This window comes from Rhodococcoides navarretei, from assembly GCF_038069675.1.
In the GTDB taxonomy this organism is placed as follows: Bacteria; Actinomycetota; Actinomycetes; order Mycobacteriales; family Mycobacteriaceae; genus Rhodococcoides; species Rhodococcoides navarretei.
The window spans coordinates 2,158,684-2,182,194 of record NZ_JBBPCN010000001.1 but is presented as its reverse complement, the minus strand read 5'-3'; the positions used below and the strand labels follow the sequence as shown (position 1 = coordinate 2,182,194).

23 protein-coding genes are annotated in these 23,511 nt (G+C 66.2%); 11 read left to right on the top strand and 12 right to left on the bottom strand.

What is annotated here, in order from left to right:
• Positions 1–6: 6 nt before the first annotated feature.
• Both AABD04_RS10505 and AABD04_RS10500 read right to left on the bottom strand, forming a co-directional pair.
• On the bottom strand, positions 7–444 hold the full coding sequence (locus AABD04_RS10505; protein ID WP_341441134.1) for a DUF3040 domain-containing protein: 438 nt from the start codon (positions 442–444) through the stop codon (positions 7–9).
• Between the two features lie 227 nt (positions 445–671).
• Entirely contained in the window at positions 672–1,127 is a 456-nt protein-coding gene (locus AABD04_RS10500; protein ID WP_243595003.1) for an SAV_6107 family HEPN domain-containing protein, read from the bottom strand.
• Between the two features lie 195 nt (positions 1,128–1,322).
• Between AABD04_RS10500 and AABD04_RS10495 the strand changes: the two genes are divergently transcribed.
• Genes AABD04_RS10495 through AABD04_RS10475 form a run of 5 tightly spaced genes read left to right on the top strand, consistent with a single transcriptional unit; the run spans position 1,323 to position 6,340 of the window.
• Entirely contained in the window at positions 1,323–1,940 is a 618-nt protein-coding gene (locus tag AABD04_RS10495; RefSeq protein ID WP_341441133.1) for a GNAT family N-acetyltransferase, read from the top strand.
• 4 nt (positions 1,941–1,944) lie between these two features.
• Complete coding sequence (locus tag AABD04_RS10490; RefSeq protein WP_341441132.1) at positions 1,945–3,552, top strand: phytoene desaturase family protein; 1,608 nt, start codon at positions 1,945–1,947, stop codon at positions 3,550–3,552.
• On the top strand, positions 3,549–4,391 hold the full coding sequence (locus AABD04_RS10485) for a carotenoid biosynthesis protein (RefSeq protein WP_341441131.1): 843 nt from the start codon (positions 3,549–3,551) through the stop codon (positions 4,389–4,391). Before AABD04_RS10490 ends, AABD04_RS10485 begins: the two co-directional genes overlap by 4 nt.
• A 27-nt stretch (positions 4,392–4,418) precedes the next feature.
• Entirely contained in the window at positions 4,419–5,174 is a 756-nt protein-coding gene (locus AABD04_RS10480) for an LppM family (lipo)protein (RefSeq protein WP_341441130.1), read from the top strand.
• Positions 5,171–6,340 carry a glycosyltransferase family 2 protein gene (locus AABD04_RS10475; protein WP_341441129.1) on the top strand — a complete coding sequence of 390 codons (1,170 nt, stop codon included), beginning with the start codon at positions 5,171–5,173 and terminating at the stop codon, positions 6,338–6,340. The genes AABD04_RS10480 and AABD04_RS10475 overlap by 4 nt, the downstream gene beginning before the upstream one ends.
• Positions 6,341–6,346: 6 nt before the next feature.
• On the opposite strand, the gene AABD04_RS10470 is transcribed toward AABD04_RS10475, so the two are convergent.
• Positions 6,347–7,273 (bottom strand): methylenetetrahydrofolate reductase, encoded by a 927-nt coding sequence (locus tag AABD04_RS10470; RefSeq protein WP_341443004.1) that lies wholly within the window; start codon positions 7,271–7,273, stop codon positions 6,347–6,349.
• 198 nt (positions 7,274–7,471) lie between these two features.
• On the opposite strand from AABD04_RS10470, the gene AABD04_RS10465 reads away from it, so the two are divergent.
• From AABD04_RS10465 to AABD04_RS10450, 4 genes are all read left to right on the top strand, one after another.
• Positions 7,472–8,581: a polyprenyl synthetase family protein gene (locus AABD04_RS10465; RefSeq protein WP_423228133.1), complete on the top strand. Its 1,110-nt coding sequence runs from the start codon at positions 7,472–7,474 to the stop codon at positions 8,579–8,581.
• Between the two features lie 11 nt (positions 8,582–8,592).
• The gene (crtI, locus tag AABD04_RS10460) at positions 8,593–10,176 is read left to right on the top strand and encodes a phytoene desaturase family protein (RefSeq protein WP_341441128.1); all 1,584 of its coding nucleotides are present in this window, start codon (positions 8,593–8,595) and stop codon (positions 10,174–10,176) included.
• 158 nt (positions 10,177–10,334) lie between these two features.
• The gene (locus AABD04_RS10455) at positions 10,335–11,978 is read left to right on the top strand and encodes an alpha-(1->6)-mannopyranosyltransferase A (RefSeq protein ID WP_341441127.1); all 1,644 of its coding nucleotides are present in this window, start codon (positions 10,335–10,337) and stop codon (positions 11,976–11,978) included.
• A gap of 11 nt (positions 11,979–11,989) precedes the next feature.
• The gene (locus AABD04_RS10450; RefSeq protein WP_341441126.1) at positions 11,990–12,955 is read left to right on the top strand and encodes a phytoene/squalene synthase family protein; all 966 of its coding nucleotides are present in this window, start codon (positions 11,990–11,992) and stop codon (positions 12,953–12,955) included.
• On the opposite strand, the gene AABD04_RS10445 is transcribed toward AABD04_RS10450, so the two are convergent.
• A complete protein-coding gene (locus AABD04_RS10445) occupies positions 12,952–13,323 on the bottom strand; it encodes an Rv2175c family DNA-binding protein (protein ID WP_243595012.1) in 372 nt (123 codons plus the stop codon). The two genes, AABD04_RS10450 and AABD04_RS10445, sit on opposite strands and share 4 nt — an antisense overlap.
• 186 nt (positions 13,324–13,509) lie before the next feature.
• On the opposite strand from AABD04_RS10445, the gene pknB reads away from it, so the two are divergent.
• Entirely contained in the window at positions 13,510–15,489 is a 1,980-nt protein-coding gene (gene pknB, locus AABD04_RS10440) for a Stk1 family PASTA domain-containing Ser/Thr kinase (RefSeq protein ID WP_341443002.1), read from the top strand.
• Here the strand turns inward: pknB and AABD04_RS10435 are convergent, their stop codons facing one another.
• Complete coding sequence (locus AABD04_RS10435; protein WP_094679112.1) at positions 15,490–16,875, bottom strand: class II 3-deoxy-7-phosphoheptulonate synthase; 1,386 nt, start codon at positions 16,873–16,875, stop codon at positions 15,490–15,492. It lies immediately after the preceding gene.
• Between the two features lie 45 nt (positions 16,876–16,920).
• On the bottom strand, positions 16,921–17,412 hold the full coding sequence (locus AABD04_RS10430) for a polyadenylate-specific 3'-exoribonuclease AS (protein WP_027497365.1): 492 nt from the start codon (positions 17,410–17,412) through the stop codon (positions 16,921–16,923).
• Positions 17,413–17,492: 80 nt separating this feature from the next.
• Between AABD04_RS10430 and AABD04_RS10425 the strand changes: the two genes are divergently transcribed.
• Positions 17,493–18,785, top strand: coding sequence for a glycosyltransferase 87 family protein (locus tag AABD04_RS10425; RefSeq protein WP_423228132.1), 1,293 nt, complete (start codon positions 17,493–17,495; stop codon positions 18,783–18,785).
• Between the two features lie 19 nt (positions 18,786–18,804).
• On the opposite strand, the gene AABD04_RS10420 is transcribed toward AABD04_RS10425, so the two are convergent.
• The 6 genes from AABD04_RS10420 to AABD04_RS10395 form a co-directional block, all read right to left on the bottom strand.
• Complete coding sequence (locus AABD04_RS10420) at positions 18,805–19,533, bottom strand: lysophospholipid acyltransferase family protein (RefSeq protein ID WP_341442999.1); 729 nt, start codon at positions 19,531–19,533, stop codon at positions 18,805–18,807.
• Positions 19,534–19,711: 178 nt separating this feature from the next.
• On the bottom strand, positions 19,712–20,686 hold the full coding sequence (locus tag AABD04_RS10415) for an ROK family protein (RefSeq protein ID WP_243595014.1): 975 nt from the start codon (positions 20,684–20,686) through the stop codon (positions 19,712–19,714).
• A gap of 58 nt (positions 20,687–20,744) precedes the next feature.
• Positions 20,745–21,209, bottom strand: coding sequence for a hypothetical protein (locus AABD04_RS10410; RefSeq protein WP_341441125.1), 465 nt, complete (start codon positions 21,207–21,209; stop codon positions 20,745–20,747).
• 31 nt (positions 21,210–21,240) lie between these two features.
• On the bottom strand, positions 21,241–22,467 hold the full coding sequence (locus AABD04_RS10405; protein WP_341441124.1) for an ArsA family ATPase: 1,227 nt from the start codon (positions 22,465–22,467) through the stop codon (positions 21,241–21,243).
• A gap of 29 nt (positions 22,468–22,496) precedes the next feature.
• Complete coding sequence (locus AABD04_RS10400) at positions 22,497–22,931, bottom strand: SRPBCC family protein (protein WP_243595017.1); 435 nt, start codon at positions 22,929–22,931, stop codon at positions 22,497–22,499.
• Positions 22,932–23,066: 135 nt separating this feature from the next.
• Entirely contained in the window at positions 23,067–23,459 is a 393-nt protein-coding gene (locus AABD04_RS10395; protein WP_243595018.1) for a polyketide cyclase / dehydrase and lipid transport, read from the bottom strand.
• Between the last annotated feature and the right edge of the window lie 52 nt (positions 23,460–23,511).

Genomic DNA, 23,511 nt, shown 5'->3' with positions numbered 1-23,511 from the left:
GTCGACTCAGTCCTGCTCGAACCTCTTGCGGAACCGATCTTCCATCCGAGAGCTGAAGCTGCCGCCTTTACGGCCACCCTTCGACTTCTGCCCGGAACTACGCCCGGACGTTTCGGCAGCATCGTTGACCGAGCTGCCTTCGTCCTGCGACGCTGCGGCTCCCTTGTTGGAGCCGCCGAACAGGAACAGTGCCCCGGCACCGAACATGAACAAAAAGCCGATGAGGCTGACGACGAGAAAAGCCAGACTGTTCGTCGACAATGCAACACCGGCGACGAGCAACACGAGTCCCACAGCGAACAGTGCGGCAGCCTGAAAGCGCCTCCTGCTCGACGCCGCGCGAACGCGACCGCCCCTCACATGAGAGGCAAATTTGGGATCCTCGGCGTAGAGAGCGCTCTCGATCTGATCGAGCATGCGCTGCTCGTGCTCGGAGAGTGGCACGGTACCTCCCCCTGCACAGATATTGAAGGTCATTTCGGTTGCGAAACGACGGGAAGCTGACCTTGGCGGCTACCTGCTGTCGATGATACGAGCTGAATCGGCCGCTTACCACCTAGTCGGTCGATGTGTTCCTGAGAAACACCGAAGTTTTCGAGACGCACGTCCCGAAAACTTCGGGTGAACACCCCATGACGTGGCATTTGTCGACCGAAGACCTGCTTCTTCAGCTATGCAGACAAGGGTGCCGTCATCGGGTCGACGGACGCGAATCGCGGCTGCCCGCCGAGTCGATCCTCGACCGAGTTCAGAAAACGACTGACGTGTCGATAGAAATCATCGGCATCGAGCTCGGCGATCGTGCTCGACGCACCGGCCTCCACGGCAGCGCGGGTGGCAGAGAAGGACGCGAAATAATCGGCCCAGACGGCGAGATCCGGTGCCGCCTTTGCCATCAGCACCCATGCGCTGCGCGAGCGCGGACGCGCTCCGATCGAGTTGGGCAGCGACGCCAGCACAGCTGCCGCACCCTTCAGCGCCGCGGCATAGCTCCCCAGAAACCGATCTCCGGCGTCGCTCTCCCCGATGGACTCGGACAGCAGTGCATCGGCTCGACCGAGCAGGACTCGCGCCTGACGCGACACCGGCGACCGCACTTCGGCATCGAATGCCTTCGTGATCGTCATACTCGAACACCTCCAGTTCGAATCTCCGACGCGTACCTGACGCGGCCGGAACCGTGACGAAGCCTTACAGTCGAACTCCGGAGAATCCGACTCGACGATCGAGCCGAAGCCACCGGCGCACTCGGCCCCGATCATCGAACACCCGTTCGACACATTCAATATAGCTGTGCCCACCGACAAGTTTCCGAAGAAAGGTTGAGAACAGTCGCCACCGACGCGCAGACAACGCCGTACCTGGTCGATCTGACGCCCCCGGAATTCCGCCAGCGGCTGTTCGAGGCACTGTCCATCTACGTCGAGGCCATGGGCTATCCACGTGGAACCGAGCAGAGCAGGGCCCCGATGTGGAGCGAACATCTGCATCGGCCGGGTTGGCGTGCAGTAGGTGCATTGCTCCCGAACGCCGACCCGATGCAGCCGGATTCGCTGGTCGCCGTCGCATACGGCTACCACGGCGCGGCGCATCAGTGGTGGCATCAGCAGGTACGCGACGGATTGCGGCGCACGGGGCACTCTCCCCGCAGCGTCGAGGCCACCCTTGAGGACTACTTCGAGCTCACCGAATTGCACGTCCTTCCGAGCGCTCAGGGACACGGCCTCGGTGGCCGACTGTGCACTCGACTGCTCGACGGCGTCTCCGCCGCCAACGTGATGTTGTCCACACCGGAAGTCGCGCAGGAGGACAACCGGGCCTGGCGGCTGTACCGGCGGCTCGGCTTCCAGGACGTGCTGCGGGACTTCACGTTCGCCGGAGACCGGCGCCCCTTCGCAGTCCTGGGCCGCCGGTTGCCGCTCGACGGGCCAGTAGCCTGAAGATGTGATCGATGCTGTGGTGGTGGGTTCCGGCCACAATGCCCTGACCTCTGCCTGTTACCTGACCGATGCCGGCATGTCGGTCGAGGTTCTCGAGCGCGACTCCGTCGCGGGTGGCGCGGTGTCGACGGTGGAACGCTTTCCCGGCCACCGTGTCGACCGTGGTTCGTCGGCGCACATCATGATTCGTCACACCGGCATCGTCGAGGAGCTCGGACTCGCCGAGTTCGGACTGCGCTACCTCGACTGCGATCCCTGGGCGTTCGCGCCGGGAGCCGTGGGCTCCGACGAACGCGGCATCGTCTTCCACCGCGACCTCGACCGAACCTGCGACTCGATCGCCGCTGCCTGCGGCGCAGCCGACGCGCGCGCCTACCGCACCTTCGTCTCCGTCTGGGGTCCCCGCAGCGAACGCACGATGCGTGCGTTCGGTGGGCCACCCACCGGCCCGAAACTGGTCCGATCCTTCTGGGGCCTCGGCGCGCCCGACGGCGGCAGCATGCTCTCGCGTGAGTTTCTCGCCACCGGCGATTCCCTGCTGGACGAGATGTTCTCGAGCGAGCGACTCAAGGCCGCGCTCGCGTGGTTCGGCGCGCAGTCGGGTCCGCCGATGTCCGAGCCGGGTACTGCACCGATGGTCGGCTTCGCTGCTCTCATGCACACCCTTCCGCCCGGCCGCGCCGTCGGCGGAAGCGGCGCACTGACCGAGGCGATGATCGCTCGCCTTCAGCGCGACGGTGCTGCACTGACACTCGGAGACGCCGTCACGACCCTCGTGCGTCGCCCGCACGGCTGGACCACCAGGACCGCGTCGGGACGGGAGATCGACAGTCGCATCGTCGTGGCCGGCTGCCACATCGTGACCACCCTCGACCTGCTCGCAGCAGGCGGACACGACTCGGCACAGATCGCTCGATGGCGCAGCACGATACGAGTGGGTCCGGGGATCGGTACAGCGGTTCGGTTGGCCACGGACGCGCTGCCGGAGTATCCGAGCGCCGACTGCATCGAGGACGGTACCCACGGTCTCGCCCTGCTCGTCCGCGACCGCGCACAATTACGTCTGGCCCACGGTCACGCCCTTGCCGGTGACCTACCGCCCACACCTGCTGTCCTCGGCATGTCGTTCAGCGCCCTGGACCCCACCATCGCGCCGCCCGGCCAGCACCAGATCTCCCTGTGGTCGCAATGGCATCCCCACACACTCGCCGACGGCCGACGATGGCGATCGGACGTGCCGGGCGAGCGTTCATTGGCCGAATACGAAGCAGATCGAATCGTGGCCGAGATGGACCGCTACGCACCTGGTTTCGCCGGATCGGTGTTGGATCGGTATGTTCAGTCGCCGCCGGACATCGAGCGTGAGCTCGGTCTGATCGGCGGCAACATCATGCACCTGGACATGTCGCTGGACCAGATGATGATGTGGCGCCCACACCCTCAACTGGCCGGTCACCGGGTCCCCGGTGCCGACGGGCTGTATCTCACCGGCGCATCGACTCATCCGGGCGGCGGTGTCACAGCGGCCAGCGGTCGGTCCGCGGCCAGAATCGCAGTCGCCGACGCGCGCGCACGACGCCGTCGTGCATTCTTCGGGAGGAGGCAGGAATGAGGACAGTTCCAGTCGTCTTCGCAGTCGTTGCGGTCGGAGCTCAGATCGTCTACCCGCTGGTGTCCGGGTCGACGCGCGACGCCGTGACCGTGGCAGTGGTCGCGTGTCTCGCCCTCGCCTCGATCGCGCACGCCGCACTTCATCGCGGTGCTCTGTGGGCCGCCCTGCTCGTCGTCGTGACCGCCGGAACGGGATTCGCGTCCGAACTCGTCGGCACGGCTACCGGGATCCCGTTCGGCGAGTACTACTACGCGCAGAATCGCCTCGGCCCGAGTCTGTTCGATGTTCCCGTCGTCGTTCCGCTGGCCTGGACGGCCGGGTTCTACCCGATCTGGTGCGCAGTGACCTTCGTCGTTCGCCGACTCGACACGACGCACGCGCGCGCTACGGCGCTACGGATCGTGGCGGTGGCCGTGGGGATGGTCGGCTGGGACCTCTACCTCGATCCACAGATGGTCACCGACGGACAGTGGACCTGGACCGCCGGTTCCGTGGGGCTGCCAGGAGTGCCGTCGATTCCGCTGACCAACTACCTCGGCTGGCTGGTGGTGGCCACGCTGATGGCTGCCGTCATGGAATTGATCGACCGTGTCGTCGGCCGCCCTCGGTCGTCCGACGACACGGTGCCCATCGGGCTGTTCCTGTGGACCTGGCTGGGGTCGGCACTCGCGCACGCAGTGTTCCTCGACGGTCCGGAACTTCGATTCTCCGCGGTGTACGGGTTCGTCGTCATGGGCGTCGTCGGCATTCCGTTGATCTGGATGGCCCGTCGTGACAGATGGCGTGCGCCCCGATCGAACGCAGCCGTCGATCACTCCGGTACCGACACGCCTCACTGACAACCCCTGCCGACTGACATCGACTCGATGCCCTGGCACGATGTCGCTGTGCAGTCGACATCGCGAACCTCTCATCGAACCCACCGCCGCCGAGTTCTCTCGGTGGTCGCCTTGGCGCTGCTCGTCGCGCCGATGCTGGCCGGTTGCCTGCGGGTGCAGGTCACGATGGGTGTGTCCGCGAACGACCGGGTGGCAGGTCAGATCGTGGCGGCCGCCGTGCCGACGTCGGACTCCGACACCGGACCGGAGCTGGTGGTTCCCTCCTCGCTCGAGGACAAGGTGCGCGTCGAGCCGTACAACCAGGACGGGTATGTCGGATCACAGGCCATGTTCGACGATCTCTCGTTCGGCGATGTGCAGACGCTCGGCTCGATATTCCAGAACGCGGCCGGATCGTTCGAGCTGACGCTGCAGCGTTCGGGTGACACAGTCACCCTGGCGGGCAACGCCGATCTTTCCTCTGTTCCGGTGCAGGGTTCGGACGTACAGTTCACCATTGCCTTTCCTGCTCGAATCGGCACCACCAACGGCACCCGCGAGAGCGACAATTCGATCTCGTGGAAGTTGCCGGCAGGTGAGGTCACGTCGATGCGTGCCGAGGTCAACTACCCCGACCCCAACACTCGGAGCTTCGCCGGTTGGGCCGGTATCGTGGGCGGAGTCACCGTCGGCGTTGCAGCCATCGTCGGTGCCATGGCGTGGGTGTCTCGCAACCCGCCGCTCCGTAACCGCGCAACGCGGCGCACCGAATCCGGGAACTCGACCGACAGAACGTCTGTGTGAAAGAACGCCTGCTCGCACGAACCACGGCGACCGCAACCGTGCTCGCCACGGCGTCGGCTGCGCTGTCGCTGCTCAACTCGTGGTCGATGCCGAGTCTGCGCGCCCCGCATCACCGTGTCACCGAACGCGTCGTCGTCTGCATTCCCGCCCGCAACGAAGTCGAGACTCTGCCTGCGTTGATAGGCGACCTCACGCGTCAACGATCGTGCACCGATCTGCGGATCATCGTCCTCGACGACGACTCGACCGACGGAACGGCATCCGCTGCTCGCGCGGCCGCGAACGGTGATCCACGGGTTCGCATCGTGACCTCGACGGCAGCTCCCCCGAACGGCTGGACCGGCAAGGCTGCAGCGTGCGCCGAGCTTGCGCGACTGGCTGCCGAGGACCACCCGCTGGCGTCGATGATCGTGTTCGTCGACGCCGATGTTCGACTGGAGCCCGAGGCCGTCGCCGCCTCCACCAGGCTGCTACGGCGGCGCGGTGCCGCCCTGCTGTGCCCATGGCCCGAGCAGCTCGCAGAGAGCGCGGCCGAGCGGCTCGTCCAGCCTCTGCTCGCATGGTCGTGGATGTCCACACTTCCCGTGCTACTGAGCAATGCCACGCTCGCCCCGTCGATGGCGGTAGCCTGCGGCCAGTTCATGGCCTTCGACGCCGCCGCGTATCGCTCCATCGGAGGCCACGGTTGCGTCGCGGCCAGCGCAACCGAGGACCTGGACCTGGCACGGGCTCTTCGTCGGCGAGGTTTCTCGACGGCCGTGGCGTCGGGCGCGGAATTCGTTCGGTGTCGGATGTATCGCTCGGGTGCGGAGTTGCGGTCCGGCTACAGCAGGTGGTTGTGGAACGAGTTCGGTGGACCGGTGGGTTCGACTGCGGCGGCTCTGGCGCTGTCCGTCGTGTACGTGCTGCCGCCGATCGCGGCGATCACCGCCTCGGGTTCGGCGCGTCGACTCGGTTCGGCCGGCTACCTCGCGGGCGCTGTGTCTCGGATGGCCGCGCGGCGTCGGGAGGTGGGATCGCGATTCGGGGTCGGCGACGCACTCGACGCTGCGGTGCATCCGGTCTCGATCCTGGCGTTCGTCGGACTCGTCGCGGAATCCCACGTGCGCAGGCGTCGCGGCTCCCTCACGTGGAAGTCGCGCCCGATGCCCCCACGACAACCCTGACCCGTCTCAGACTCGGGCGGCCGCAAGCCCCAGGTTGCTCAACACCTCGCGCGTCGCGCGCGCGAAGTTCAGCGTGATGAAGTGCAGTCCGGGCGCACCCTCGGAGATCAGGCGCTCACCGATGTTCGTGGCGAGTTCGATGCCCACCTCACGAACGGCGGCACGGTCCTCCTCCGGGCCGGATCCGGCTGCGCGGGTGAACTTCTCGTCCAGGTACGTCGGCAGCGTCGTCCCCGAGAGCTCGAGCATCCGGCGAACCGACCGAAGCGAGGTGATGGGCATGATCTCGGGAATGATCGGCTTGGCACCCTGCTCGGCGTCGTACGCACACACTCGGTCGCGCAGTCGCAGATAGTCGTCCACATCGAAGAACATCTGCGTGATGGAGTACTCCGCACCCGCCCGTAGCTTGCCGACCAGGCACCGGGTGTCCTGCTCCAGGTCGTCGGCGCGGTGGTGTCCTTCGGGGAACGACGCGACCCCGACGTGGAAGTCGCCGAGATCGCGCACCATCCGGACGAGCTCCTCCGCGTACTCGACTCCGTGGGGATGCTTCTCCCAGTCGCCGAGCGGGTCTCCCGGCGGGTCTCCGCGCAGGACGAGGATGTTGGTGATGCCACGGTCCGCATAGGACCCGACCATCGACCGCAGCTCGTCGATACTGTGCGACACCGCAGTGAGATGCGCCACAGGAAGCAGAGTGGTCTCCTCGGCTATCTGACCGGTGACTCGCACCGTCCGATCGCGAGTGGAACCACCTGCGCCGTAGGTCATCGACACGAATGCGGGCTGGAGTTGTTCGAACTCGCGAACCGCTCGCCACAATCTGGCCTCGGCGTCGGCATCGCGCGGCGGCGAGAACTCCACCGAGAACGGGATCCTGGCGTCGGGTTCCGTTCGCAGTCGATCGACGATGGACGGCGTTCTCGTCACGAATCCTCGACTCGACCGCCCCCTGACGGATTCTTCGCTCACCCGAAGATCATAGGTGGCCGCCGCCGCAGCCCCGTCGGGCCTCCCCGACGTCGATCTCACGCCGGACATCGGTGCCGGGTTTCGAGGCCCATTACTGTGGGGATCGATACCGACGTAACCCACAGCAAACCTTGGAGGATCGTCCTGTCCGGAGACTTGTCCTCGCCCACCGTCGACACCCCCGCCGCCGCGACGGATCCGAAAGGACTGCGCACGGCCGTCGACGCGACGCTCGCCGAGTTCTTCGCCACTCGCCGACCCGTCGTCGACGCTGTCGGCGGTGGTTACCCCGCTGCGGTGGCCGATCTCGAGGCGTTCGTCCTGCGCGGCGGAAAACGCATGCGCCCTGCATTCGCGTGGACCGCGTGGCTCGGTGCCGGTGGCGACAGCACCGGTCCACGCGCGGACGCGGTACTGCGGGCATGTTCGGCCCTCGAACTGATCCAGGCCTGCGCCCTGATCCACGACGACATCATCGACTCGTCCAGCACGAGGCGCGGGTTCCCGACCGTGCACGTCGACTTCGCCCGGCGACACCGCGATGCCGGCTGGTCCGGCTCCTCGAACCACTTCGGCGAATCGGCCGCGATACTGGTCGGCGATCTCGCCCTGTGCTGGGCCGACGATCTGCTGCGCGAGTCGGGCGTCGACGCGGACGCGGCTCGGCGAGTCCAGCCGGTGTGGTCGGCGATGCGCACAGAGGTGCTCGGCGGCCAGCTTCTCGATATCGAGGCCGAAGCAGGCACCGACGAGAGTGTGGCAGCGGCGATGCGCGTCAACCGCTACAAGACGGCCGCGTACACCGTAGAGCGACCACTGCACCTCGGGGCAGCTCTCGCGGACGCCGACGAAAAGCTCATCGCTGCCTACCGCAGCTTCGGTGCAGATATCGGTATCGCGTTCCAGCTACGCGACGACCTGCTCGGGGTGTTCGGCGATCCCGAGGTGACCGGTAAACCGTCCGGCGACGACATCACCGAGGGCAAGCGCACCGTGCTCATCGCGCTGGCGCTGCAGAAGGCCGACGAGATTCGACCCGACCGTGCGGCCACGATCAGAGCCAGCCTCGGTACCGAGCTCGACTCGGACGAAGTCGCCGACATCCGTTCGATTCTCGTCGAACTCGGCGCTGTGGAGGCGGTCGAGAAGCAGATAGAAGAGCTCGGCACCCGGGCCGTCGCGGCCCTCGACAACAGTTCGATCGAACCGGTCGCGGCCGCGCATCTGCGCGCCATGGCAACCGCCGCCATCCAGCGGCAGTACTGAAAGAGAGCGCCATGTCATCCATTCGCACGGTCTCAGGCCCCACCGACATCGTCGTCGTGGTGGGCTCCGGATTGGCCGGCCTGGCAGCCGGCCTGCATCTGCTGGGCGCAGGAAAGAAAGTCACCATCGTCGAGCGGGACGAGACCGTGGGCGGCCGCGTCGGGGTATACCCGGTATCGGACAGCGACGGATCGCACCTGTACGACATCGACAACGGCGCGAGCGTGTTGACGATGCCGAATCTGGTACTCGAGGCCTTGGCTGCCGTCGGGGCCGACTTCGAGTCGACGACGCCGCCGATTCGGCTGTCCCCACTGTCGCCGTCGTACCACACGCGGTACGCCGACGGCACGTCGATCGACGTCTACGCCGATCCCGAGGCGATGGCAGCCGAGGTCGAACGCACCTGCGGGCCCGCCGAGGCGCAGGGGTACCGCGATCTGCGGCGCTGGCTCGCCGATATCTTCGACGCCGAGTTCGATCGGTTCATCGACTCGAACTTCGATTCGCCGCTCGATCTCGTGGGATCGAAAGCCGCGATCTCCGACACGGCCACGCTGACGAAGCTGGGCGGCTTCGGCCGCCTCGGCCCACGAGTCGACAAGTTTCTGAAGGACACCCGTCTGCGACGCGTGTTCACGTTCCAGGCGCTCTATGCGGGCATGGCACCGCAGAAAGCTCTGGCGGTCTACGGGGCCATCGCACACATGGACACTTCACTCGGCGTGTTCTTTCCCGAAGGCGGCATGGCAACCATCGCACGGGCCATGGCCGACGCGTTCGTCACCGCAGGCGGAACGCTCGAACTCGGTACCGAGATCGTCGACATCACTGTCGACCGGGGCCGGGCCGACTCGGTGGTGACCGCTGCAGGCAAGCGAATCGCCTGCGACGCACTCGTCCTCACCGCCGACCTGCCCGTGGTCGATCGGCTCCTGGATCGGGCCTCGGTGTCGAAGAAGGGCCGACGGAACGGGTACGGCGTGGTATCGCCGTCGGCGGTCGTCGCGCACGGAACCGTTCCCGTCGAGCAGACGGCCACCTGGCCCGCCCGCGCGCACCACACCATCGACTTCGGCGACGAATGGGCGGAGACCTTCCGTCGGATCACCGCACGATCGGGCAAGGGATCCTTGATGGCCGATCCGTCCCTGCTCGTCACCCGGCCGTCGGTGAGCGATCCGAATCTCGAGGTGGAGCGCGACGGCGTCCGCTGCGAGCCGGTGTCGATCCTCGCACCGTGCCCCAACCTCGACAGCGCGCCGCTGAAATGGGGCGAGTTGGCTCAGCCGTACCTCCGCGAGATCCTGACGACCATGGAAGGCCGGGGGTACAAGGGCCTCCTCGACGGATTCACGCTCGACCACATCGACACTCCCGAGACATGGGCGCAGAAGGGCATGATCTCGGGTTCGCCGTTCTCGTCGGCGCACGTGTTTCGGCAGACCGGGCCGTTCCGACGCAAAAACATGGTCGCCGGGCTCGACAACGTGGTGCTCGCCGGCTCGGGCACGACGCCGGGTGTGGGCGTTCCCACGGTTCTGGTGTCGGGAAAACTCGCCGCCGAGCGGGTTACGGGACACCGCGGGCGGTAGGTTCGCTCGATTCACTGCGTCGACCAACTAAGCTGAGCGCGACCGTTTGCCGGTCGCGCTCATTGCTGCGACCATGATCGTTCGGTGACCGGCGAGAACGCATCGGCCGGCGCGTACATCTCGAACCACAACTCGTTGCAGAGGAGGAGCAGGCGGCAATGCCTTCGATCTCGTCGCACTCCACCTCCGAGGATCGATCGTCGGACGGCGGCAGTGCATCCTCGCCTCCGCGGAGACTGTCGAGACTGACCGCAACAGGAAACTTCCTGCGCAGCCCCGAAGGCAAAGCGGCACTTCTCGGTGTCGTCGGGGCCGTCTGCATCGTGTTCGGCGGTTTCGGTGCGGGCAGCGTGCGCCGACGCGATCCGCTCCTCGAGGACATGCACCTGTCGTGGCTGCGATTCGGTCACGGATTCGTGCTCTCGACCATCATCGTCTGGGTCGGCGTACTGCTCATGATCACCGCCTGGGTCCGGTTGGGGCGAGCGACTCTGTACGGTCGCACCACCGTCGGAGAACTGCGCTGGATCGTTCCGGCATGGACCGCGCCGCTGCTGCTGTCGGTGCCGATGTTCAGCCGCGATGCCTACTCCTACCTGGCGCAGGGCGCGCTGCTCCGGGACGGATTCGATCCGTACGCAGTTGGCCCCGTTGCCAATCCGGGGGTTCTGCTCGACAACGTCAGTAACGTGTGGACCACCACGACAGCGCCGTACGGCCCGCTGTTCCTGTTGCTCGCTCGCGGCATCACCAGCCTGACCGACGACAACGTCATTGCCGGAACGATGTTGCTGCGCCTGACCATGCTGCCCGGTCTCGCGCTGATGATGTGGGCGGTCCCACGACTCGCGAAGCACCTCGGCGGTCGCGCAACCACCGCGGTCTGGCTCGCCGTCCTCAACCCCCTGGTGTTGATTCACCTGATCGGCGGCGTGCACAACGAGTTACTCATGGTGGGCCTGATGACTGCGGGCATCGTGCTGACGCTCGAACGTCACCACGTAGGCGGCATCGCACTGGTGGCGATCGCGGTTGCGATCAAGGCCACCGCAGGCCTGGCTCTGCCCTTCCTGGTGTGGATCTGGATGCTCCATCTGCGCGAGAAGGCGCGGGCGGAGAACCGAACACCGATGTCGCCGATCCTGGCGTTCACCAAGACCGCGGGAATCGGAGCCGCCGTCTTCGTCGCTGTGTTCGCTGTCGCATCGGTCATCGCCGGGGTCGGGATCGGTTGGCTGACCGCCCTTTCCGGTTCGGCCAAGATCATCAACTGGCTGTCTCTTCCCACGATTCTGGCGCACCTGGTGACCGTGAGCACATCGTGGTTCCTCGACCTGCGCCTCGGACCGGTTCTCGATGTCACCCGCCTGCTGTGCGCCATCGCCCTGGTGGTCATTCTCGCCGCGGCCTGGTGGTTGGGCCGCAGGTCCGAACGCGATGCCGTCAAGGGCATCCTCATCGCTCTGGTCGCCACCGTCGTCCTGTCTCCCGCGGCCCTGCCCTGGTATTACTCGTGGCCGCTCGCGATCGCTGCCGGATTTGCGCTCTCGCGCACGACCCTGATGATCCTGACGGGTCTGTCGACGTGGCTCATGCTCGTCTTTCAACCCGACGGTTCGATCGGCCTCTACACATTCGGACACGTCGCACTGGCGGTCTTCGCGGCAGTCGTGGCCGCGCTCGCACTGACACGGGTGGATCCGCTGCGTTTACGATCGGACCGGTCCAGGGAACACCGAGCCGTGCCGAACGCTCCCAAGACACCCGCTACGGAACCGACCGGAGACGAATCCACGTCATGAGGGCCCGCGTGATGAGAGAACTGGACGGTATAGACCCGACGCTGCACGAGGCGTATCGAGTCTGTCGCGAACTCAACGCCCAACACGGCAAGACGTACTTCCTCGCCACTCGTCTGCTCCCTACCGACAAGCGCGCGGGCGTCCACGCGCTCTACGGGTTCGCCAGGATGGTCGACGACATCGTCGACCTCGAGGGCACCGACATCGCGGTGGGCTCCGACGAACTCAATGCCCGTCGCATCGTCGAACTCGACGTGATCGAATCCCGGGTGCGCGACGCCTTGGCCGGAAAGCCGTTGTCCAACAGCGTCTCCGATCAGGTATTGAGCGCACTGTGCGACACCGTGAAGCGCTACGACATTCCACACGACTACTTCTTCGCGTTCATGCACTCGATGCGCATGGACATTCCTGGTAGTCCGATGTTCGTCTCGCGTTACCGCACGATGGAGCAGTTGCGCGAATACATGTACGGCTCCGCTGCGGTCATCGGGCTGCAGATGTTGCCGATCCTGGGAACCGTCGTCGAGCGGGCGGAGGCCGAGCCCCCCGCCGCAGCGTTGGGCGAGGCGTTCCAGCTGACCAACTTCATCCGCGACATGGGCGAGGACCTCGATCGCGACCGCATATACCTCCCCACCGACGAACTGGCGGCGTTCGGCGTCGACGAAGATCTCCTGCGGTGGTGCCGCACCACCGGGAATGTCGACGCCAGGGTCACCAGAGCGCTCGCGCACCTGATCGCCGTCACCCGCTCGATCTATCGGACGTCCGACGCGGGTATCGAGATGCTGGATCCGCGCGTGCGACCGTCGATGCGCACCGCGTCGATCCTGTACGGCCGCATACTCACCGAGGTCGAGTCGCAGGGCTACCGCGTGCTCTCCCAACGTGCGACGGTGCCGCAGTGGACCCGAGCGCGCGTCGCGCTTCCGCAGTTCGCCGTCACCGGCTTCAAGCGCGCGACGGTTCGCTAGAAGGCCATCGCCTGTGCGCGCCTGATCACTTCGCGCATCAGGTCACCGTGCAGAGCGGCGACGGGCGCACCGGGCAGGCTCTCGTCCTCGGTGAACAGCCACCGCAGGATTTCCTCGTCCTCGTACCCGCCGTCGTGCAGCACGGCCAGCAGACCGGGCAGACCCTTGACGATGGTGCCCTTGGTCGTGTCGAGGAACTGCTCCGGCACACCGGGCACGCGCGAACGCTTGAGAGCGAGCAACTGGCGGTCGCGTATGAGCTGTTCGACGCGGGTCTTGGGAACGTCGAGGATCTTCGCGACATCGGCGAACTGCAGCAAAGACACCGACGGATCGAGCACGTCGTCGGCGTAGGGAATGGCACTCACGCAGGTAACGTTAACGGGTCCGGCGTCCAGACTTCAAAAACGTCACGTCCGGCTTGGCAGGACCGTGGACACGAGCCACGATCGTCGGTCGGCATCCCCGGCACCGATACGATCGACTTCAGCATCCGGCACCGAAAGCCGGAACACGAGTGGACGACGAGGGGAGGTTCGGTGATACCGGGTTCGATGCTCGATCGTCGATACCGAATAGACGCACCGATCGCGCGCGGTGGTATGTCGACGGTCTACCGCGGACTCGACACCAGGCTCGACCGCCCCGTTGCAGTGAAGATCATGGACCCGAAGTTCGCCGAGGACCCGCAGTTCGTCCAGCGCTTCGAGTTCGAGGCTCGGGCCGTGGCCAGACTCAGCCACCCCGGCCTCGTCGCCGTCCACGATCACGGCCGCGACGGCGAACACGCCTTCCTGGTCATGGAACTCGTCGAGGGCGGAACTCTGCGTGAGCTGCTGCGCGAGCGGGGACCGATGCCGCCGCACGCCGCAGCGGCCGTCATCCGGCCGGTTCTCGACGCGCTCGCAGTCGCCCACCGAGCCGGTCTGGTGCACCGCGACATCAAGCCTGAGAACATCCTGATCAGCGACGACGGCGACGTGAAGATCGCCGACTTCGGACTCGTCCGAGCCATCGCGGCCTCCACCGTGACGTCGAGCAGTGTGATTCTGGGCACCGCCGCGTACCTGTCTCCCGAGCAGGTCACCACCGGCTCCGCGTCCGCGAGCAGCGACGTCTACGGCGTCGGCGTCGTGTTGTTCGAGCTGCTGACCGGACGCACACCGTTCACCGGCGACACCTCACTGTCCATCGCCTACCAGCGCATCGACAACGACGTACCGCTCCCCTCCACCCTCATCGCCGGCGTTCCCCCACAGTTCGACGAGGTGGTCCAGCGCGCCACCGTCCGCGCCCCCGAACACCGATACCGCAACGCCGACGACATGGCCCGTGCAGTCCGCGCCGCCGCATCGGCGCTCGCGCTACCCGAGTACCGAGTGCCCGCGCCCAAGCGCTCTGCCGAACACCTCAGCTCGGCAGCGGCCGGAGCGCCGACGACGGTCGCAGGCAACCGTCCGCCGACCGCACACACCCCAGTGGCCCAGGATTCCCCGCCGCCCCCACAACACGGGGTGCAGCACACCCGTGTCGTCACCTCGCCCACATCCCGAGACGTCGACCACGGCTCGGACAACTTCGATGCGCCGCCCGCCGGGCCTCCCCCGACCGGCAGACGGCAGTACGAGTTCCCCGACTTCGACGCCGATCGCCGACGCTCGCGCCGGGCGATCGTCGTCTGGTTGCTCGTCGTCGCACTGCTTGCGGTACTCGTCGGGCTCGGCGGATGGTGGATGGGGTCCGGTCGTTACACCGCCGTCCCGTTGGTCGACGGGCTCGACACCACCGGTGCCACCAGCGCCGTCGAGGCCGCCGGACTCGAGGCCGCGGTGCGCGGAACCTATTCCGACTCGGTGGACACCGACCTTCTCATCGGCACCGATCCCACCGGCGGATCACGAATCGCCAAGGGCGACACGGTGTATCTGCTGGTGTCTCTGGGTCGCCCCACCGTTCCTTCCATCGACGCGGACGCATCCGTCGCAGACATGGAACAGCAACTGAGAGACCGAACGTTCACACCCGTCGACGGCGGCGAGGCCTTCAGCACGTCCGCTCCGATCGGCGGGGTCGCAGCACTGGACCCACCGCCCGGCACCGTGCTGTCCACCGGAACCGCGGTCACGGTGCTGCGCAGCAAGGGAGCGCCGCCGGTCGAGGTGCCCGACGTACGCGGCCAAAGCGTCGACCAGGCCCGAACGACGCTGGAGTCGGTGGGCATCACCGTCGGCGAGGTGCAGGAGACGTTCGACGAGGACACCGATGGCGGCAAGGCGATCGCAACCACGCCGGAAGCCGGTCAGACGGTGCGATCCGGGTCCACCGCGGTGCTGGAGGTGTCCAACGCCGTCACCGTGCCCTCGCTACTGGGTCGGTCGGTCGGCTCGGCCCGGACCACGCTCGCGGCGTTGGGTCTGACCATCGACGTCCGTCAGGTGGTGGACACCGACGGGTCTCTTGTCATCACCCAGAGCCCCGGAGCCGGTTCTCGGGTGGAACCGGGCTCCGAGGTCATGGTCGTCTCGCTGCCCTGATCAGTCGCGGAGCATCTCGGCGACGAGGAACGCCAGTTCGATGCTCTGCTGTGTGTTCAGACGCGGGTCGCAGGCGGTCTCGTAGCGACCGGCGAGGTCGAGATCCGAGATGTCCTGGGCGCCGCCGAGGCACTCGGTGACGTCGTCGCCGGTCAGTTCGACGTGAATTCCGCCCGGATGCGTTCCGAGGCCGTTGTGCACCTCGAAGAAGCCCTGCACCTCGTCCACGATGCGGTCGAAGTGCCGCGTCTTGTAGCCGGTCGAGGCCTCGTGGGTGTTGCCGTGCATCGGATCGCACTGCCAGATGACCTGGTGGCCGGTGGCCTGCACCTTCTCGATGATGGCGGGCAGGATGTCGCGCACCTTGCCGTTGCCCATGCGTGAGATCAGGGTCAGACGTCCCGGCTTGTTGGTCGGGTCGAGCCGCTCGACGTACTCGACGGCCATCTCGGGCGTGGTCGTGGGCCCGATCTTGAGGCCGATCGGGTTGGAGATCAGCTCGGCCAGCGCGATGTGCGCCCCGTCGAGCTGGCGGGTGCGGTCGCCGATCCACAGGAAGTGCGCGGACAGGTCGTACAGCTTGGGGTGATCGTCGGTGTTGTCCAGCCGCAGCATCGCACGCTCGTAGTCGAGGACGAGTGCTTCGTGGCTGGCGAAGATCTGCGCGGTGTGCAGGTTGGGGTCCGAGACGCCGCAGGCATCCATGAAGCGCAGTCCGCGATCGATCTCCCCCGCGAGCGCCTCGTAGCGGGCACCGGCGGGCGACTGGGCGACGAACTCGCGGTTCCAGTCGTGCACCTTGTGCAGATCCGCCATGCCGGCACCGGTCAGTGCACGGACCAGATTCATCGCTGCGCTTGCATTGGCGTAGGCGCGCACCAGTCGCGACGGATCGTGGCCGCGAACGCTCTCGTCGGCGACGAGCGAGTTGATCATGTCACCGCGGTAGGACTGCAGACCGAGCGCGTCGATGTTCGACGAACGCGGCTTGGCGTACTGCCCGGCGATACGGGCGACCTTGACCACCGGCATGCTCGCGCCGTAGGTGAGCACCACGGCCATCTGCAGCAACGTACGGATGTTGCCTTTGATGTGCGGTTCGGTGTTGTCGACGAACGTCTCTGCGCAGTCGCCGCCCTGGAGCAGGAACGCTTCGCCGCGTGCGACAGCAGCGAGCTTGTCCGACAACGCCTCCACCTCACCGGCGACGGTGATCGGAGGAACGCTCTCGAGCACCTTGCGCATGTCGGCAGCGTGCTCCGGATCCCACTGAGGTTGCTGCGCAGCCGGCTTGGCCAACGCATCGTCCAATCGAGTGCGCAGCGTCGGTGACAACGGCGGCAGGTCGGGCAAGCGATCGATGGGTACGTCGACAGTCCAGTTCACCTCTACAGGATATTCGTACCGCCGACGCCGCAGGACAACGGGTGTTCACCCGCGGTACGAGTACTCCTCGATCGCCTGGAACTTCGCCAGATTGTGCCGCGCGTCGGCCAGCGCGTCGTGAGCGTCGTCAGGCACCGACGGCAACTCGGGACTGCCGCGATCCTCCCAGTGCTGGCGCAGCTCACGGGTGAACCGCGGCAACGAGCGCGGCAACTCGGTCATCGAGCCCCACAGCTGACAGAGCGCCACGTGGTCGTACGCCGCCACCCACGCCCACAGTTCGACCTCGGCACCGTAATGCGGGACCAGGAATTCGAGCAGCTCGTCTCGGATTCTGGACCGGCTCATCCACAGCGGCGACGAGTACGGTGGCAGCTTGGGTAGTACGTTGCGTCGAACCCATCGGCCCGCTCGCTCGGGGTCGAACTCGGAGGACACCGCATAGAACTCGCGACCGTCCTCCGACACCACACCGATCGAGACCAACTCGATTGTGCGACCATCCTCGATGAACTCTGTGTCGTAGAAGTAGCGCACGCGGCTCACCCTAGCGCGTCCCCGACACGTCCCCCACGTACCGGTAGCCCCGATCCGAACAGCCCTGAAAGGGAAAGCCAGTGACTTCGCCCGACACCAACCGTCCGGTCGCCGAGGCCTCGGAACCGGCTGGGCCGACGCGACGCCGGTGGCCGAGTTGGGCGGTCGCGTCGAGCAGGCTCCTCGTCCTGATCGCCGCTGCCGTCGGCGTTGCATTCCACCTCAATGGCTTTCCGGGGCTGCGCACGATCGGTGAGCACTACCGACTCGATCTGGACGTGTATCGGCTCGGCGGTCAGGTGTTCGCCGAGGGTGGGGATCTCTACGGTCAACTGCCACCGATCGCGACCGGTACGACGCTGCCCTTCACCTATCCCCCGATCTCCGCGGCGATTTTCAGCCCGCTGTCGACGGTGTCGCTGCACGCCGCCTCGATCGTGGTGACCACGCTGTCCCTGCTCTTGCTGCTGATGACCGTCGTGGTGACCCTCACCTCGCTCGGGGTTCGTCCCCGCACGCTCGTGTGGTGGTCCGCCGGAGCGGTGTTCGCCGGGGCCGTGCTGCTCCTCGAACCGGTCACCTCGACGTTGAACTACGGGCAGATCAACATCGTGTTGATGGCGTTCGTCGCACTCGACTGCCTACCGAAGAAGACGCCGTGGCCCCGAGGCTTGCTGATCGGTCTCGTGGCCGCGATCAAACTCACGCCCGCGGTGTTCGTGCTGTACTTCCTGCTGCGCAAGGACTTTCGAGCTGCGGTGGTGTCGGTGCTGAGTTTTGCGGTGTTCACCGCCATAGGTTTCGCACTGACGTGGTCGGACTCGGTGAAGTACTGGACCGAGACGATCATCGATTCCGACCGGATCGGCGGCCCGGCCTACCCGCCCAACCAGTCGATCACCGGAGTGCTCGCGCGGCTCGGGTTGGACGAAGTGCCCCGTTCGATCCTGTGGATAGCGTTGTCGGTGGTGGTGCTCGCCATCGCGGCGGTGGCGATGCGCAAGGCGTTCGCCGCAGGCGAGACTGCGCTCGCGCTGACGATCAACGCAATGTTCGGCCTGCTGGTGTCGCCGGTCTCCTGGTCACACCACTGGGTGTGGGCCATTCCGTTCACCGTGGTGCTCGCCGTCCTCGGCTACCGCCGCCGCAGTGCGCTGCTGGGCACTCTCGTGGCCGTCGGGCTGGCGTTGATGCTCTACCCGCCGCACTGGAAGCTCGGCGAGGGCCGATGGAGCGGGCTCGGTTGGCCTCTGCTCGATCAGTTCGCCGCATCGGGCTACGTGTGGTGGGCCCTGGCCTCGATCGTCGCACTCGCCTCGATCAGCTGGTCCGATCGAGCCACTGCGATCGTCGGCGAGAACGCCACCCGCTGATCGCGCTTATCCTGCGGGGCTAGCTGGCCTTGGAATCCGGGATACGCCGCGCGGCCGGAGCGGACTCCTCTTTCGGTGCAGCCTTCTTCAGCGATGCGGCATACACGTCCACGTACTCCTGACCGGAAAGCAACATCAGGTCGTACATCACCTCGTCGGTGACGGCACGCTCGACGAAACGGTTTCCGGCCATGCCCTCGAAGCGCGAGAAATCGATGGGCTTCCCGATCCGGATGGTGACCTTTGCCGGACGCCAGACTCGCGAACCGATCGGGTTCATCTTCTCGGTACCCATCATCGCTACCGGAATCACCTGGACGCCGGTCTGCAGTGCCAGACGCGCCATCCCGGTCTTGCCCTTGTACAGCCGCGCATCGGGTGATCGCGTGCCCTCGGGGTAGATACCGAGAACCTTGCCCGCTTCGATCACCCGCACGCCTGCGTTGAGCGCATCCTGCGCCGCGTCGGCTCCGGTGCGATCGATCGGCACCTGCCCGACGGCGGTGAAGAACCACTTCTGGAACGCGCCCTTGAGCCCCGATCCGGTGAAGTACTCGCTCTTGGCGAGGAAGGTGATGCGTCGAGGCGTCTTGAGCGGAAGGTAGAAGGAATCGAGAACGGCCTTGTGGTTGCTGGCCAGAATGACCGGACCCTCCGTCGGGATGTTCTCCGCACCCTCGATCGTCGGCCGACCCAGGGCGATGAGAAGGGGGCCGACGAAAATGTACTTAACCAGCCAGTACCACATTGACATGCTCCCTGATGATGGTCGGGAAATCGTTTGGTGCCGCGTCGCTCCTCAGCGAATCGACTGCGGCCGTGCATCCTCGAACCGTGCCGCGTAGTGAACTGTACCCACGGTTTATGACACCAGCCACATCATCGCCGACTCCGGGACAGACGTCACTGGTAGCACGTCCGAGCAGTCAGCGAACCCCGGTGACGAACTGCGCTCGGGCCAACTCCGCGGCCCCGATCATGCCCGCTGCCTCGCCGAGTTGAGTGCTGCGAATACGAGCCAGCGGTCGATGCCCCGCACCGGTCACCAACTCCGCGTACTTGTCGGTCGCTCGGGCCAGGAACTGGCTCGACGACGTCGCCACTCCACCGGCCAACACGATCAGATCGGGGTCGTACACGTCGCTGACCATCGAGAGCCCGACACCGAGCCACTGCGCGAAGTCCTCCATGGTGCGGCGGGCTATCTCGTCACCGTCGTGCGCTGCACTGGCAATTCGGCGGCCGGTCAGAGAACCCGGATCGAGGAACACCTCACGTGCCAAAGTCGTCGAGGACGACGGGTCCGCTGCGAGCAACTCGACTGCGGTGTCCACCAGCGCGGTGCCGCTGCAATAACGCTCCCAACAACCGCGCTTGCCGCAGGGGCATGCCCGGCCGTCCGGCACGACCTGGATGTGACCGAGTTCCGGTGCCACGCCATGGCTACCCCGATAGATCCTGCCGTCGATCAACAGCGCCGCACCGATTCCGGTGCCGATGGCCACCATCACCACGTTGCGGCCCCCGGATGCGGCACCGAAGCGATACTCGGCCCAGGCAGCAGAATTGGCGTCGTGCTCGAGCAACACCGGCAGACCGATGCGCATGCTCATCTCGGTCGCCACCGGGGTGTTCACCCACGGCAGATGCGGTGCGAAGAGAACCGTCGTGCGGTCGGAGTCGATGAACCCCGCGACGGCGAGCCCGACGGCCGTGATGTCGTGTCGCCCGGCCAGCTCCTGCACGGCCCGGTCGAGACCGCGTTCGAGCGCGCGAGCCGTGTGCGGCGTGGGTGCGGCCGTCGAGTCGAGCACTTGGCCGTCCTCGTCGACGACAGACGCGCGCAGGCTCGTCCCGCCCACGTCGATACCGACCGTCAGCCGCTGGTGGTGCCGCTTCATTCGTTCATGCCTTCCTCGGCCGTCCCTCACGCGGCCTGCACCCGAGTCGCTGCGCCGATCACGGACGGTCCTGTTCGTCCGAGCGCGAATTGTTCACTCGAACGGTAATCGGAACGAACGAGGCCTGGCGGTCATCCTGCAATTTCGTGTCGATCGACACGTCTGCGACCTCGGCGGGATCGGTGGCGGTGGTACCGGGAGCGCCGGGCTCGGGCTCCGTCGACGGCGGGGTGGGAGGAGTGTGTGCTCCCGAGTTCGTCGTCCCGGAGGTGGTGTGATCGGCGAGCAGTTGACGCAGGAGCGCAATCACCACGGCCCCTTCCGAGGCCACGAGCTCGACGAGATCGTGGCGCTCCCCACGCAACATCGCCGCGAGTGCGCAGACCGGGCACCAACTGCATCCCTGTTGGTCACGATCCTGCTGTGTCTCGGCGACGCGACGGAGGATGGGTTCGAGCCGGGTCAGTACGGTGTCGGCCAGGGCCAGCAGGTCCGCCCCCAGCTCGGAATGGTCCGAGGTCATCGAGACCCCCCGACTGTCAGGGCAGGACGGGTCACAGCGGCCACACGTCGGGGTTCGGACGAAAACGCACCACCAGGCACGGTCCGTCGAGTTCGGCGGAGTCCGCGACGCACCGACGCAGCACCGACGCCAATTTGATGCGCCGTCGCCTCCCGTCGGCACTCACTATCAAGTCGTCCTCCACTCGCCCCAAGCCCAAGGTCGTCGAATCCGCAACCGGCAGCAGCATTCTCATCGCATAGACGGATTCGAGTCCGCGACCCGACTCGAGCACCACCGAAGGCTGCTCACCCCGGCCCGGCGCGTGCCGTTCGAGGGAGTCCGGTTCGAGGCGATCGGCCACATCCTGCAAGGACTGCAACCCTACCGGTTCACCGGCGGCGTGCTCCACCTCCACGATGGGCACCGTTCCGATGCGTCGGCGCAGTTCGCCGACCGCGTCCAGCTGGGCGGCTCGCCACCGCTCGAACCAGAACACAGCCGGATGCGCGCCCACCAGACCGATCGACGTCGAGTTGAGCCTCGGCAGCACTTTGTTGATCAGCACGCGGTCGACTCCGATTCCGAGCAGAGCGGCGGCCGACAGCGTTCTTTCCGCATCGGCGACCGAGAGCTGTTCGGCGGTGACGACCACGGTCGCCCCGGTGCGATCGAAGTCGGTGATCAGGGACCGGACGGAATCGACCTCAGCGAGGATCCGCTCGATCATCGCCACCACGAGGGTGAGGCGCACATCGGAACCGGTGCCTGCGACCATCCGAGCGTGCAGCGGCCAGATTCGCTCGACATACGCGGCAACGGTGTCGGGCAAGTGCAGCGTGCGTAGGGCATCCGCCGATGCAGGAAGATCGACTATTACTGTGTCCCAGCGATTCTCGTCGGCCAGACGGCGAATCTCGTGCATCCCCAACAACTCTTCGACTCCGGCCAGGCCGAGCAGCTCCTCCGGCTCGATAGCCCCGAAGCTAACCCCGTGCTCGTGGCCCGTGGACGCCACGGCCATCAACGCTCCCAGTCCGCGGTATCGCGCCTCGAGCAGAGCCAGTGTGTCGATCTCGACAATGTCGAGGCCGGGTGCGATCGAACGAATCCCGGACGGATCTTCGGTACCCGCGTCCCCCGCGAAGACGTCGACCAGCGAGTGCGCCTGATCGATGGAGGCGATCAGCACCCGTTCACCGGCCTGCGCGAGGCGAAGCCCCGACGCTGCCGCCAACGTCGTCTTGCCCGCACCACCTTTGCCGAGAAACAGCAACACCGTGGTGCGGGGCTCGGTGCGAGCGTCGCTCAGCCTTCGACCCGCTTCTTCAATTCCTTGAGTGCAGTATCGGTGATGACCTTCTCTGCTTTGCGCTTGAACAGACCGATCATCGGAATGTTCAGGTCGACGGTGAGCTCGTACGTGACGTCGGTGCCGCTGCCGGTCTCGCGTAACGTGTACGAGCCGTTCTGGGACTTCTGCATTTCACCCGACACGAGGTTCCACGAGACCGCAGTTCCGTCGGCTGCCCAGTCGTATTCGAGTTCGTAGGTGTCCTTCACCATGCCCGCGTCCAGCACGAACTTGACACGCTTGCCGCGGCCGTCCTTGCCCACTTCGAGGACCTCGACGGATTTCGCGGCCGACACCCACGTGGGGTACGCGTCGAAGTCGGCGATGACGTCCATGACCCGGCTCGGTGGGGCTTCGACGACGATCGACCTCTGGGTTTTCTCCGCCATGACTACTCGTCCGCTTCCTCTCGGGTATTTCGATCCGCTTCGTTCGCTTCGGTGCCGTTGGAACTCGCGGCAGATCCATCTCACACGATCGATCAGCCGACGCACAATGCGAACCCGCCGACCGTACCGCGCGGTTCAATCGCCAGCTGAACTCGACACTGTGTGTTGGGGGGCCTCACCTGCAGACCGGCCGGCCTCCAGCTCTCCCTTGAGCTCGAACGTCATCGCACGGCCGGCAACCCGACGGCGGTGCTGCAGCACCGCCGACTCGATGTCTCCCGTCGACTCGGCATGTAGGAAGTAATGCACGATCACACCGTCGAGTGCGGGCTCGAGCCACAGCTCCATGGTTCCGACGACGCCGCCGCGCACCGCCCAGCGAATTCCTTTCGCACCGCGGTCCTCGGTGACGGTCAGGTTCAGATCCGGCCACCACCGACGCCACCGCTCGGGCGAGGCGAATGCCAGCGCCACCTGCTCCCCTGGGGCGGCCACGAATGTCTGATCCGCAACTTGAATACTGCTCATCGTCAGAGCTTCACATATCGAGTCCGACGCTGTGCGGGTCGAGGTGTATTCG